Genomic DNA, 15,121 nt, shown 5'->3' on the forward strand with positions numbered 1-15,121 from the left:
GTTAAGAATTAATGAATTGTTATTTACAGGTACCCTTTTTCCAGAGAGTATCATTGGTCTGGATAATAACATAGATATAGGGAAAGGTACGTAGAAAGGCACTATTACAAAGCTGGCATGTGTTGTTTACATGGGCCAGCTCTGCCTGGAAGCATACTCGCTATTTATCTACTCGGTCAGCCTCCCAGGGCCGGAAAGCCCTCCCAATGCTTCGGGTCTGCCGGGGCATTAAGCCGACGTTTTGACCTGTCCATCTCTTTTATACGACCAACAGGCAATACACCCAGGGAAGAGTGCGGCAACGGATTTGCCCGGGAATTGACCGGCAAATCCTGCTTTACAGGAGCCCCTGTTCCGAACATTTTATTGGCAAAATCAAAGTCCCGGGCCATCATCAACCGGATGTCATCAGGCACATCCATGTCACCGACCAGCTGACGTACCGTCCCTACCACCTCTTCAGTAAACTTTTGTTCGGGCTGTTTTTCAGTACCGGGACTGTAGATACTGCCATCAGGGTTACTCTGACTGTTCTGCCAGAATTCCTGCAAGCGCTGGAATTGATAACTCTGGTAAATCGGCTCCAGCACTTTGCCATCCTCCGGGTTAGCCAGCCAGGAGCTGGTGGGTGTGGTAGAGATCAGATGCAACAGGTAGGGCTGTCCGGCTGATTCAGGGGTAACTCCGGATCTGTTCACCAGTTGCACCGCTCTTTCCGGAAGCGCTTCCACCAGGTTGGCAACCAGGAATAACAAACGGGACAGATCCTGCGGTCCAGTTGCCTTTCCCTTCACACGATTAACCAGCAAAACCAGACTTTCCAATGGAATCTTCCTGGCCAGAATGGAGTGTGACGGAGCATTACCCAGCCGGAATTCCTTGACCACCTGATCAATAACCTTACCAAGCAGGATAAGATGATATTTTGGATTTTCATTGATCGATACCGTCCGCAACGCACTCAGCAGCTCTTCATGGGTATCACTGTGAATGGACAAAGGACAGGGGTTAAATAAGCCATTAATAAATCGCAGGGCATTAAATGACCCAATTCCCCTTTCACCTTCCAAGGCAGGTGTATAGGGCGCGCCTTTGAACGACATCGGTATTTCAACAGGTACGGTGAAAAATTGCAGAATGCGATTGGCCGTTTTGGCTAACCAGCGGGTAATCGGGTTTGACCTTTCTTCAGAGAATAGCATTAATTTTAACTTGATAACCGCCTTGCCATCATCTGCCAAAGTGAGTCCGGGATTGTAGGCCTTAAGCGTATTTTTAAACATGGCTTTACATACCTTACCGAAACGACCGGCATGAACACGGATTGATTCAATATCATCCAGAGTTCCTGTGGTATTGTTGATAGCCACTTTGGCATCGACTTTAATAGGCCCGCCAATCAGCCACCCGGCAAAACGACTCAACCGGTCGGGCTTCAGCAGTGTTGTTACATCAGCGTAGCCATTGCGATGTCGGTCAAGGTGAATATCTGCCTCGACATGATCAACCAGGCCATGGCCTGCCAAATTCACTTTTACTGACTCAATGGCTGGATGTCCATCCTGCGGCCCAACACTGATATCGATGTAAGGTCTTGGAGCATATTTATGTATGTTAAGAGAGAGTTTCAGGTTGCTTAGGCCAAAACTGAGAATATCTTCTCCGGGGCCGTCCAGAATATTGTCGTGAAACTCACCCGTAATTTGATCAACATTGAAATCAATATGATCTGGTGTAAATGTCTCCAGCAGACTCCTGGCTAAATCGGCAGGGCTCATCGCAGGGGCAGCTGCTAATAGAGCGGCTTTGTACAACTTGCTTTTTTCCGGTAATTGATAGGAAATGGAGACTCCGGTCACTTCGATATCAACATCAACCTGATTTTCATTCTCAAATATCAGATCCATTTTGCGAATCTGAATAGAGCCATCCTTCATTTTCGTCAGGTAAGCCTGAATATTCTTAAACACCCGACCATCAATGATGACCCGGTCAATCTTCACCGGTTCATTGAGATTTCCGCCCAAACTCTCATAGGTTTCCGTCGTCTGCATCAGGAAACATAAAATTTTCGGGAGCTCCCTGGCCACACAGCTTTTTGGTTGAACCTGCAGAACGCCAGACGTAATCTTACCCGGATCAAAGCGGTGGGCAAAAGCTGCCGCCAGTTCTGCAGCCAGCCTATTGAAGTCAATATCCTGTGCTTTATTTCGTGCCAGCAGTAATGCTTTATCCTGAACCGCCTGACGTACGGAAGGCATAACCTCCTCCACGGTTTTATCAATCAGGGGATTCACCAGAGATGAGATGTCGGCACCGTGATCCCGGACCCAACCAGAACACCAGTTACCCGTGTAAGTCATAGCCCGGGTCAACACCTGATCAATAATAGGGGTCAGATAAGGCGTCATATCATCAACTGCACGTTTACATTCTGTCTCTCCCTCTTTTCCAGCAACCTGCTTGGCCACAGCATCGACAACAACCCGGGTAACCGTTGTGCGAATCTGGTCGGTAAATACTCCAACGAAATGGTGTAAATTAGCGTCGTTACTCAACCAGAGAGCAATATTTTGAATAATATCCGCCTGAGCCTGCCTGAGTGTTTCGGCCATCGCCTTCTTTATTGGCTCGATAACCTCTAACTCAACCCCTTGTTGATGACGGATAATCCATTCCCCCCCATTAGCCATCATATGCGTTAACATTTTATCAATGGCTTTATGCAGCTCCGGTGTCGCTGCCAGGGCATTGACTTTGATCCATTTTTCCATACTTTCACGGATAAAACCCTGGCCATGATCCAGGGCCTTATCAATAGCACCATCAATATGCGGCATTAATAATGCCTCCAGGTCCATTGGTGCTGTAGCTCCGACATTCACATTCTTCAAAAGCGCCTCAATTGCGCTCTGGATGCCGTCTGCATTGTTATAAACGGCATTAGCCATACCCTCAATCGCATCGGCAACCGCCTGGCCTAAATAATTAGCCGTAAGACTTTGCACATGGAGGTTGACGGCTTCGGTAATGCCAGCCGCATTGCCATCGGATGGTTCTGCAAGCGTCCCGATACCGTATTCAGTCCCGGCACTCACCGCTTCCTTAACCATTCGCTGAACATGGGGAAGAACGATTGGGAAAATAGACATTTTGGAACGATCTGCACCGTTCCCGGATTTCAACCGCAGATTGTCTGCCCATGCCTTACGACGGAAGATATCAGCGCCTTGAGTAATCACTTCCGTAATGCCCTTGCTCAGGTCAGGTATCAGGTCATCCATCACTTTAGACTGACGAGAGTGGCCGTCTTTCTCAGTGGCTGTGTTCACCCCTTGAGCAGGTGCTATTGTTTCAGCAGCCCTGCGCAGGGTAGCGACTACATTCCCCTTATCCTGCTGACTATCGTTGACCGCAGAGCGCAGAGTCGCCAGCCGATCATGCAGGATGGATTCCAGCTCCGGGGCCGCCTGTTGCATCATTGCCCGAACATGGACTTCCACATCATGCCGGAGCACCGTTCTATGCTGACGTACCCAGCCTGACAGTTGATCCACACCGTAACCGGCCAGTTGTTCCAGTACCTGCCCCCTGTTAAGTTGATTCTGCAGGAAAGGAAGCACTGCATCCCTGAGAGCCAGGGACTGTGATGTCTGCTCCAGGCTCTCTGCAACCAGGCTGGAGGTACCCGTCACTGCCGGTACCACCAGACCATTCAATCTGTGCACAAGAATTTCCAGCAGTTTCTGCCGGTTCGGCTGCTGTTCTGTCGTGGTATCTTCTTTAGCCAGCCAGCCAAGCACACCGTCAATGGCCGCCTGCTGGGTCACCACCGCCTGCTCGGTAATGGCATCAATCACCCTGGGGACGATCACCTCATTATCAGCAAACAGACCGGCTGTCAGTATGTCCAGCCATCTGGTGCCATCAGCGATCCCCTGCAATGCCAGGTCACTGGCCATTGCTTTCACACTGTCGTAAGGCAGACCTTCCAGAATCGCTTCCAACTGGTCTGCACCGCTGTGCAGCATCTCGGCCAGGCCTGTTTTCAGCATGTCATCAACTTCGGTGCCAATAGTCGTACGTTGACCCGAAGCTACCTGCCCGACAGTTTGCGGCTTCTGTGTCGAAGCGGGCAAATGCACTTTATCCGGGCTAGCCGGTACCAGTGCTTGTTCAGCTGCCTTCTTTACGTCACTCACAGTTTGTTGTTGCCAGGCAGCAGACAACAGCTTTTCGGTGATACTTTCGACAACGTTTGTCGTAAGGAATGGTGATACGAGGCCGGTCAGTTTAGCGATGCTATCCCCGGACAGCACTACACCGTTGCTCTGGTGGTTGCCAGACAGCATGCCATGGTGTTTGGCAACAAACCCGGCACCTTCTTGAACGGCGACCTTGATAACCTTGCCAAAGCTGTCAGACAGAATAGACCTGGCCACTTCCAGTTGTTTTGTTTCATCGATGGTCAGCTTGATTAAATCACCGACCATTTCGCTGGCCTGCTCTGCTGCGGCCTGACGGGCATCATGCCAGTGGTCCTGCTGATTTTGATGGTCCACAGTCGTTTTCTTCACAATGGCGACAGTAGCACCTTGGGGTTTTTCCTCTGGTTTCTGTGCTTTCGCTGCCAGGCGCAAGTCAGTCACTACATCGCGCTTATTCTCTGGCACCTTTTTCATTGCGTCGGCCAGTGCTTGCAGCCTTGTGTGCAGGAGCCCTTCAAGTTCCGGTACGGCTTTTTTGATGCTTGCCCGGGTCAGTGCTTTTACATCCCCTGCAAGGTCGTCTTTATGCTGGCTGACACTGTTTACCAGCGCATCCACTCCGTAAGTGGCAAGCCGTTCCAAGACGTGACCTTTCTGAACCTGGTCCTGTACGAATGGCATTACGGCGTTTCTGAGCGCGGTGGATTCTGATACCTGATTTCCAAGTGCGGCTGCTTCGCCCGTCACGCCGGTCAGCAGCGGTTCTACCAGGGTATTTCCACGGCGAACCAGGATCTCCTTTACGACTTCCAGATTCTGTTGCCCCGTTGCCTGATCCACGGTTGACAACCAGCCAAGCCCGTGAGTTGCCAAGGTCTGCACCAGAGACTCTGCCTGTTCGGTTAACTTATCAACTACCCTGGACACGACCCGGGCATCACCGTCGAACAGGCCGTTCACCAGCTCACCTACCCATGCAGCACCGTCGTGTATCCCTTGCCGGGTCAATTCCCCAAGCACAGCTTCGGCAGTAATGTATGGGTGTTTTTGCAGAAGTGATTCCACCTGATCGGCCACTGCGTTGACCATCTCAGCAAGCCCTTCGCCCAGCATTCGGTCAACTTCGCGGGCTATCATCTTGCCTGAGTCGGCAGTTTCCTCCCCGGCGGTGATCTCGGTAACAGTTGCTGTTTTCCAGTCTCCGGATTGCAAACGGTCACTCAGCAGTTCAACCATTAATTCAACCGTGGCTGTGGTCAGAAACGCCGGTAATTGTTCGATCAGTGCTGTGCCGCCCTCTAAGGCATTCACGTCGTCACATTGTTCACCGTTATGCCTCGCGGCAAACAGTGCCCCTTCTTTGACGACAAGATCCATAACCTCACGGATACTGCCCGCCAGAATCGGCTTGACCGCCTCCAACTGACCACTTTGTTTAATGACCAGGTCGACGGCTTCATCAGCCAGATTACCCAACTGATCAGCAACGGCCTGACGGGCATCATGCCAGTGATCCTGTTGATTTTGATGGTCTGCTGTCGTTTGCTTATTATCGCTGCCGGGCTTTTCCTCTGGCTTCTGAGCTTTCGCCGCCAGGCGCAGGTCAGCCACAACACCGTGCGTATCGTCTGCCCTCTTTTCCATCGCAGTACTCAGGGCTTGCAACCGTCTATGGAGAAGCTGTTCCAGTTCCGGCAGGGCTTTGTCCATGCTTGCCCGGGTCAGTGCTTTTACATCCTCTGCAAGGTTGTCCTTATGCTTGCTGACACTGTTTACCAGCGCATCGACTCCGTAAGCGGCCAGCCGTTCCAGTACGTGACCTTTCTGAACCTGGTCCTGTACGAACGGCATTACGGCGTTTCTGAGCGCGGTGGATTCTGATGCCTGGTTTCCGAGCGCCGCTGCCTCGCCCGTCACGCCGGTCAGCAGTGGTTCTACCAGAGTATTTCCACGGCGAACCAGGATCTCCTTTACGACTTCCAGGTTCTGTTGCCCCGTTGCCTGATCCACGGTTGATAACCAGCCAAGCCCGTGAGTCGCCAGGGTCTGCACCAGCGACTCCGCCTGTTCGGTTAACTTATCAACTACCCTGGACACAACCCGGACATCACCGGCAAACAGGCCGTTCACCAGCTCACCTACCCAGATGGCACCGTCGTGTATCCCTTGCCGGGTCAATTCCCCAAGCACGGCTTCGGCAGTAATGTATGGGTGTTTTTGCAGAAGTGATTCCACCTGATCGGCCACTGCGTTGACCATGTCGGCAAGCCCTTCGCCCAGCATTCGGTCTATTTCGCGGGCTATCATCTTGGCTGAGTCTGCTGTTTCCTCCCCGGCAGTGATCTCGGTAACGGCTGCTGTTTTCCAGTCTCCGGATTGCAATCGGTCACTCAGCATTTCAACCATTAATTCAACCGTGGCTGTGGTCAGAAACGCCGGTAATTGTTCGGTCAGCGCCGTGCCGCCCTCTAAGGCATTTACGTCGTCGCATTGTTCACCGTTCTGCCTCGCGGTAAACAGCGCCCCTTCTTTGACGACAAGGTTCATAACCTCACGAATACTATCCTCAAGGATCGGCTTGACCGCTTCCAACTGACCACCCTGTGTAATGGCCAGGTCGACGGCTTCATCAGCCAGATTTCCCAGCTGCTCTGCAACGGCCTGACGGGCATCATGCCAGTGATCCCGTTCATTTTGATGGTCAGTTGTCGTTTGCTTATTACCGCTACCGGGCTTTTCCTCTGGCTTCTGAGCTTTCGCCGCCTGCCGCAGGTCAGCCACAACGCCGTGCGTATCGTCTGCCCTCTTTTCCATCGCAGTACTCAGGGCTTGCAATCGTCTATGGAGAAGCTGTTCCAGTTCCGGTAGGGCTTTATCCATGCTTGCCCGGGTCAGTGCTTTTACATCCTCTGCAAGGTTGTCCTTATGCTTGCTGACACTGTTTACCAGCGCATCGACTCCGTAAGCAGCCAGCCGTTCCAGTACCTGACCTTTCTGAACCTGGTCCTGTACGAACGGCATCACGGCGTTTCTGAGCGCGGTGGATTCTGATGCCTGATTTCCGAGTGCCGCTGCCTCGCCCGTCACGCCGGTCAGCAGTGGTTCAACCAGAGCATTCCCACGGCGAACCAGAATCTCCTTTACGACTTCCAGGTTCTGCTGTCCCGTTGCCTGATCCACGGTTGATAACCAGCCAAGCCCGTGAGTCGCCAGGGTCTGCACCAGCGACTCTGCCTGTTCGGTTAACTTATCAACTACCCGGGACACGAACCGGGCATCACCGGCAAACAGGCCATTCACCAGCTCACCTACCCATGCAGCACCGTCGTGTATCCCTTGCCGGGTCAATTCCCCAAGCACCGCTTCGGCAGTAATGTATGGGTGTTTTTGCAGAAGTGATTCCACCTGATCGGCCACCGCGTTGACCATCTCGGCAAGCCCTTCGCCCAGCATTCGGTCTATTTTGCGGGCTATCATCCTGGCTGAGTCTGCTGTTTCCTCCCCGGCAGTGATCTCGGTAACCGTTGCTGTTTTCCAGTCTCCGGATTGCAAACGATCACTCAGCAGTTCAACCATTAATTCAACCGTGGCTGTGGTCAGAAACGCCGGTAATTGTGCAGTCAGTGCTGTGCCGCCCTCTAAGGCATTCACGTCGTCACATTGTTCACCGTTATGCCTCGCGGCAAACAGTGCCCCTTCTTTGACGACAAGATCCATAACCTCACGGATACTACCCGCCAGAATCGGCTTGACCGCCTCCAACTGACCACTTTGTTTAATGACCAGGTCGACGGCTTCATCAGCCAGATTACCCAACTGATCAGCAACGGCCTGACGGGCATCATGCCAGTGATCCTGTTGATTTTGATGGTCCGCTGTCGTTTGCTTATTATCGCTGCCGGGCTTTTCCTCTGGCTTCTGAGCTTTCGCCGCCTGGCGCAGGTCAGCCACAACGCCGTGCGTATCTTCTGTCCCCTTTTCCATCGCAGTACTCAGGGCTTGCAACCGTCTATGGAGAAGCTGTTCCAGTTCCGGCAGGGCTTTGTCCATGCTTGCACGGGTCAGTGCTTTTACATCCCCTGCCAGGTCGTCCTTATGCTTGCTGACACTGTTTACCAGCGCATCTATGCCATAAGCGGCCAACCGTTCCAGTACCTGACCTTTCTGGACCTGGTCCTGTACGAAAGGCATTACGGCGTTTCTGAGCGCGGTGGATTCTGATGCCTGATTTCCGAGTGCCGCTGCTTCGCCCGTCACGCCGGTCAGCAGTGGTTCTACCAGAGTATTCCCACGGCGAACCAGAATCTCCTTTACGACTTCCAGGTTCTGCTGCCCCGTTGCCTGATCCACGGTTGATAACCAGCCAAGCCCGTGAGTCGCCAGGGTCTGCACCAGCGACTCTGCCTGTTCGGTTAACTTATCAACTACCCTGGACACGACCAGGGCATCACCGGCAAACAGACCGTGCACCAGCTCACCTACCCATGCAGCACCGTCGTGCATCCCTTGCTGGGTCAATTCCCCAAGCACCGCTTCGGCAGTAATGTATGGGTGTTTTTGCAGAAGTGATTCCACCTGATCGGCCACCACGTTGACCATATCGGCAAGCCCTTCACCCAGCATTCGGTCTATTTCGCGGGCTATCATCTTGCCTGAGTCTGCCGTTTCCTCCCCGGCGGTGATCTCGGTAACCGTTGCTGTTTTCCAGTCTCCGGATTGCAGCCGGTCACTCAGCAGTTCAACCATTAATTCAACCGCGGCTGTGGTCAAAAACGCCGGTAATTGTTCGGTCAGCGCCGTGCCGCCCTCTAAGGCATTTACGTCGTCGCATTGTTCACCGTTCTGCCTCGCGACAAACAGTGCCCCTTCTTTGACGACAAGATCCATAACCTCACGGATACTGCCCGCCAAAATCGGCTTGACCGCCTCCAACTGACCACTTTGTTTAATGACCAGGTCGATGGTTTCATCAGCCAGGTTACCCAGCTGTTCTGCAACGGCCTGACGCGCATCATGCCAATGATCCTGTTGATTTTGATGGTCCGCTGTCGTTTTTTTATTCTTATTATCGCTGCCGGGCTTTTCCTCTGGATTCTGCGTTTTTGCCGCCTGGCGCAGGTCAGCCACAACACCGTGCGTATCGTCTGGCCTCTTTTCCATCGCAGTACTCAGGGCTTGCAACCGTCTATGGAGAAGCTGTTCCAGTTCCGGCAGGGCTTTGTCCATGCTTGCACGGGTCAGTGCTTTTACATCCCCTGCAAGGTCGTCCTTATGCTTGTTGATGCTGTTTACCAGCGCATCGACTCCGTAAGCGGCCAGCCGTTCCAGTACGTGACCTTTCTGAACCTGGTCCTGTATGAACGGCATAACGGCATTTCTGAGCGCGGTGGATTCTGATGCCTGGTTTCCGAACGCCGCTGCCTCGCCCGTCACGCCGGTCAGCAGTGGTTCTACCAGAGTATTCCCACGGCGAACCAGAATCTCCTTTACGACTTCCAGGTTTTGCGGCCCCGTTGCCTGATCCACAGTTGATAACCAGCCAAGCACGTGAGTTGCCAGGGTCTGCACCAGCGACTCTGCCTGTTCGGTTAACTTATCAACTACCCTGGACACGACCCGGGCATCACCGTCAAACAGGCCGCTCACCAGCTCACCCACCCAGACGGCACCATCGTGTATCCCTTGCCGGGTCAATTCCCCAAGCACGGCTTCGGCAGTAATGTATGGGTGTTTTTGCAGAAGTGATTCCACCTGATCGGCCACCGCGTTGACCATCTCGGCAAGCCCTTCACCCAGCATTCGGTCTATTTCGCGGGCTATCATCTTGCCTGAGTCTGCGGTTTCCTCCCCGGCAGTGATCTCGGTAACGGCTGCTGTTTTCCAGTCTCCGGATTGCAACCGGTCACTCAGCAGTTCAACCATTAATTCAACCGTGGCTGTGGTCAGAAACGCCGGTAATTGTTCGGTCAGCGCCGTGCCGCCCTTTAAGGCATGCACGTCGTCACATTGTTCACCGTTGTGCCTCGCGGTAAACAGCGCCCCTTCTTTGACGACAAGGTTCATAACCTCACGAATACTGCCCGCCAGAATCGGCTTGACCGCCTCCAACTGACCACTCTGTTTAATGACCAGGTCGATGGTTTCATCAGCCAGGTTACCCAACTGATCAGCAACGGCCTGACGCGCATCCTGCCAGTGATCCTGCTGATTTTGATGGCCCGCTGTTGTTTTCTTCACACCCTTGCCGGTCAAATGGCCGGACTTTTCCCCTGGCTCCAACTCCTCCGCTATCCGCTGAAAAGTAGCCGCCGCATCAATCCTGCTACTTGCCAACGCAGAATGCAGGCTCTCTAATCGTTCATGGATAGCATCTTCCAACTCCGGGGTTGCCTGAACCAGCAATGTTTTTACATACTCTCGAGCATCCAGGTCTATCTGTTCTTTGTTTTCCGCTATCCATGTTGCCAACCAGTCCATACATTGATTGACCTGGTATTTCGCCCCCCACTCCTTTGCTCGTTGCCTTATCCAGTGCATAGCAGCACTTATCAGCTGGTGCTGCAGCTTGACCGTTTCCTCTGAAATTGTATCTATAACTGCCAGAACAATGGATTCGTCCCCCATTTTCCGGTTAAACAGATCTCTTACCAGATCATCAAGCCAGACGGTTCCATCCCCGGCGCTTTGCAGGATAACGTCGAAAGCCAGTTTCTGAAGACTGTCCAGGGGCAGGGTATCGATCACAGACTTTAACGGGTCCGTTAATTGCTGTAGAGCAACAGCCTCCGCTGTTTTCAATGCCGCATCGATGGTGTTTGCGGAGTCTTCCTGAGAATCTGACGGGCGATTCGTCTGACCGATCGCTTCACGCCCTTTGTCACGAAGTGCTTTTTCCCACGCCTCAGACTCGAGCTTATGGCTCAATATATCAACAGCCAATGTCGTTAAAACCGGTGTCATGGCTGCCCGGAATCCGGGGAGAGTCTCTGCCAGCCCACGATCTGCCGGGAGTTCTGTGCCATTTCGCTCAGCAATAAAAGCAGCGCCTTGATTGACGGCCTGTTCCATCACTTTCTCAATGCCCGGCTCTACACTCGCTATAACCGTATCCAGATTTTTCCGGAGTTCGCCGGTCAGCAGGGCTATTGCCTCATCTACCACCCTGCTACCTTGTTGAGCAATCAACTGATCAATAACACGGCTTTGCCCGACACGAGGTTCTGTCGTTCCTTCAGCAGAATATGAGGTAGCAGCCCTGCCTGATTGATCGCTCGCTGCTGAATCGCCAGATGTGTGCGGGTCTTGTACAGCGGCAGCATCCTCTCCCTGTTCAGTTTGCTGGCTATCGTCTGCAAATGCAGCGGTGATTCTGGTCACCAGGTCTTGCACATCCCCCGCTATTCTTTTTACAGTCTTGCGTTTCTCTCTTTAGTTTTCTGATAGTACGTTTAATATCTGGCGCAATTTTTTTCAGATTCTCTTCTATTAACGGCTTCAGCTTATCTTTAAACTTCTGTTCATTTTGAAATACCCGAACAGCTTCTTCTATTTTCTTATTGATCAGCTGTTTGATTTTCTTTTCGGTGTATTTAACCGGCTCTGGTTCAGGCTGATTGGATTTGGACTTCCATAGACCCGCTATTTTACCAGCCATTTTAGAAATACCATCCGCAGCAGAGCTGAATTTCTGCACAACAATATGGCTGTGTTTTTGTACAACGGTTGTTAATGTTTTTGCTGCGCTACTGGCAATTCTATTTTGAATCCTGTCAATTTCATCCGGTTTACGTTGCTGCCAGTCATTGAATATGCGCACAGTATCAGCGCGAATATTCATCAGGGTATCAATAATGATGGCCGTCATTCTGGATAGCAGCTCATCAACATTCTTATCGGTGAACTCAACGCCTTCAGCCATCATGCTGACCAGTGCCTGGTTGATAATCCCCTTTAAAGAGTCAGCCTTGATGGCTGTCATTTTTTCATTAAACAGTTGATTACCCGACTGCGATACAGTAACAATGCCGTTACTTAACATGGAATCAATGCCAATTGCATTGTTGTGTGCCGACGGATGCCCGGTTAAACCCAGTATGCTCACGATTAACCGGGTCAGAGTGTCCGATATTTCCTTTTTCCCAGCGTCGCTATCCGCCAGGGTTACTTTATCCAGAAAGGCCTCATGAGTCAGGTGTACCAGAATGGTGGCAATTGATCGGGTAACATCACTGACCCAGCCTTCATCACCCCCGGGATCAACCGCATTTCCAGCCACTCCACCGGCAACGTTTTCTGGCCAGGGGCTGGCCTTTTTCAGCTCGCCCTGAATCACTTCCGTCAGATTTTCCACCAGAGCATTCAGAGCCTCAGGCTTTTCCAGCATTTTTTCCGGCGTTAAACCTGCCGCCTTGACCAGCCTGTCACTCATCTTCTTGCGGGGCTTTGCGGGAGGACGGACAATCTCGATATTCACATAACCGTTATCATGACTGCCACCCACAGAGCAACCGGTGCGACCAGCAGCAACGATTGGCTGGGCATCCGGATTAATGCCAACCTTTCTCAAACCTAACTCAATGCCCAGGCCACAGGCTTTACGGAGGTTTTGATAAAAACAAAAAACGATATCATGGTAAATATGGCGAACTTGAGGTGCGTCCTCATCCGGGCTACCGGAGGCTGGAACACCGGTTGCTGTTGTCTGCCCCATAGAGGAATAGGCAGTAGTCTGTTGGCTTGCCGTTAAATTCTGACTCTGGGGTACTGCCAGTAGATAAGTACTTTCATCTGCATCATCAGCAGTGCCCTCGCTTTGATTGGCGCTGGAAGCCAGTAAAGAACGCCCTGACACTTGACTGATTGAGCTTCTGTCAACCATTGCTGTCTGTGCAGGAACACCCGGTGCAGCGCCCTCCATATTCACATGATTTGCTGCACCAAAATCAGGCCGAACAGAAACCCTATCTCCGCTCGTTCTGATCGATGGAGACCGGGGTCCTACCTCCGGGATGACCGGGCTATTAGCAGTAAACTCCGTTAATTCCATTTAATTAAACTCCATTCTACTGCCAGGCATATTCTTGTATTTGAGAGAGCCTTCATTACGTGATATTTAATGAGTCAGCAAAACCAATGAATTGACAAAGCTTTATTCTCTGATGGATGCAAAAGTCTTTGACGGTCGTCAAGTCATCAATAACAAAATTGAGACTATCGTTTTATTTGAGTGGTAAAAGGGAGAAAAGTTCCCTGACTTTTGACCAAAAAGCCGAAAGTCAGGGTAAGAAAGGAGAAAAGAAGTGTAAATCAGGCAGGAACGCGACGAATTTTGGCACCAAGTTGCTGAAGTTTCTCTTCAATGCACTCGTAACCACGGTCAATATGGTAAATACGTTCTACCACGGTATCACCTTCAGCGACCAGGCCAGCAATAACCAGACTGGCTGAAGCCCGCAGGTCGGTCGCCATAACCGGCGCTGCCTTGAGCTGCTCAACACCTTTGACGATAACGGTGTTACCTTCCACATCGACATCTGCGCCCATGCGTTTCATTTCCTGAACATGCATGAAGCGATTTTCAAACACGGTTTCGGTAATCCGGCCAGTGCCTTCAGCGATGGTATTCAATGCGGTGAACTGAGCCTGAATATCGGTGGGCATCGCTGGATAAGGTGCCGTTTTCAGGTCAACGGCCTTGGGACGCTTGCCCTTCATATCCAGTTCAATCCAGTCATCGCCCCATTCTACTGCAGCACCGGCTTCCCGAAGCTTGAACAGAATCGCATCGAGAATATCAGGCTGGGTGTCTTTCAGGCGGACCCGGCCACCGGTTGCTGCGGCAGCAATCAGGTAAGTGCCGGTTTCAATACGGTCTGGCAGGACCGAGTAGGTGCAGCCATTCAGGCGCTCTACGCCCTGAACCCGGATCATACCCGTACCATGGCCTTCAATCTTCGCACCCATGGTAATCAGGCACTCGGCCAGATCCACCACTTCAGGCTCACGGGCCGCATTTTCAATAATGGTTTCGCCATCGGCCAGTACCGCAGCCATCAGGATGTTTTCCGTACCGGTGACCGTTACGGTGTCCATCAGTATGTGTGCACCTTTCAGGCGATCCTTGACGCTGGCTTTGATATAGCCGTCTTCCACAACAATATCTGCGCCCATGGCCTGCATGCCGCTGATATGCAGATCAACCGGACGGCTACCAATAGCGCAGCCACCGGGCAGGGAGACTTCGGCATAACCAAATCTGGCCAGCAGAGGACCCAGTACGAGGATAGAAGCCCGCATGGTCTTCACCAGCTCATAAGGTGCCACGAGCTGCTTGATGGTGCTGGCATGAACTTCCACGTTCATCTTTTCATCCACCAGCAGCTCAACCCCCATACAGCCAAACAGCTCACACATGGTGGTAATGTCATGCAAATGGGGCAGATTACATACGGTAACCGGGGAGTCAGCCAGCAGGGTCGCAGCCAGAATCGGCAGGGCAGAGTTCTTGGCACCAGAGACCCGAATCTCTCCATCCAGGCGCACACCACCGGTGATAATCAGTTTATCCATGGTTTCTCACTTAGTCCTGGTTACCCAGCTGTCTGGCACGCTCTGCGGTAGTCAAAGCCACCATCGATACAGCGTGAATCGCACCACTGGTGATGAATGGATTCAGGTGAGAATAGATCATCTGCTGACGCTGAACCGGTCTCTTCGCCTCAAACTGGTCACTGATTACGGTCAGACGAAAGTCACACCCCTCGCCCTCAACAATCACTTGTGAGCCCGCAATCTCCTTCTCCAGAAGCGCCTTGACCTCTTCGGCTTGCATGATCCAACCTCTCAGGGAATAACAATCAGGTATTTAAAGGGAACAGTAAAACCGGCCAATGATATCCGAGAGGGGGTTCCAT

4 protein-coding genes are annotated in these 15,121 nt (G+C 52.1%); all 4 read right to left on the bottom strand.

What is annotated here, in order from left to right:
- Positions 1 to 176: 176 nt before the first annotated feature.
- The 4 genes from O3276_RS10805 to O3276_RS10820 all read right to left on the bottom strand — a co-directional run bounded on the left by O3276_RS10805 (position 177) and on the right by O3276_RS10820 (position 15,039).
- Positions 177 to 11,585: a hypothetical protein gene (locus tag O3276_RS10805; RefSeq protein ID WP_269675630.1), complete on the bottom strand. Its 11,409-nt coding sequence runs from the start codon at positions 11,583 to 11,585 to the stop codon at positions 177 to 179.
- The gene (locus O3276_RS10810; protein ID WP_269675631.1) at positions 11,551 to 13,131 is read right to left on the bottom strand and encodes a hypothetical protein; all 1,581 of its coding nucleotides are present in this window, start codon (positions 13,129 to 13,131) and stop codon (positions 11,551 to 11,553) included. The genes O3276_RS10805 and O3276_RS10810 overlap by 35 nt, the downstream gene beginning before the upstream one ends.
- Positions 13,132 to 13,514: 383 nt before the next feature.
- The gene (gene murA, locus O3276_RS10815; protein WP_269675632.1) at positions 13,515 to 14,777 is read right to left on the bottom strand and encodes a UDP-N-acetylglucosamine 1-carboxyvinyltransferase; all 1,263 of its coding nucleotides are present in this window, start codon (positions 14,775 to 14,777) and stop codon (positions 13,515 to 13,517) included.
- A 10-nt stretch (positions 14,778 to 14,787) separates the two neighbouring features.
- Complete coding sequence (locus O3276_RS10820; protein ID WP_163370989.1) at positions 14,788 to 15,039, bottom strand: BolA family protein; 252 nt, start codon at positions 15,037 to 15,039, stop codon at positions 14,788 to 14,790.
- Positions 15,040 to 15,121 lie beyond the last annotated feature (82 nt).

Origin of the sequence: Endozoicomonas sp. GU-1, from assembly GCF_027366395.1 — a bacterium.
Classification (GTDB): Bacteria; Pseudomonadota; Gammaproteobacteria; order Pseudomonadales; family Endozoicomonadaceae; genus Endozoicomonas.

Excerpts from the sequence above, each read along its gene's own strand:
- murA (WP_269675632.1), bottom strand. The coding sequence starts at position 14,777 with ATGGATAAACTGATTATCACCGGTGGTGTGCGCCTGGATGGAGAGATT.
- O3276_RS10820 (WP_163370989.1), bottom strand. The coding sequence starts at position 15,039 with ATGCAAGCCGAAGAGGTCAAGGCGCTTCTGGAGAAGGAGATTGCGGGC.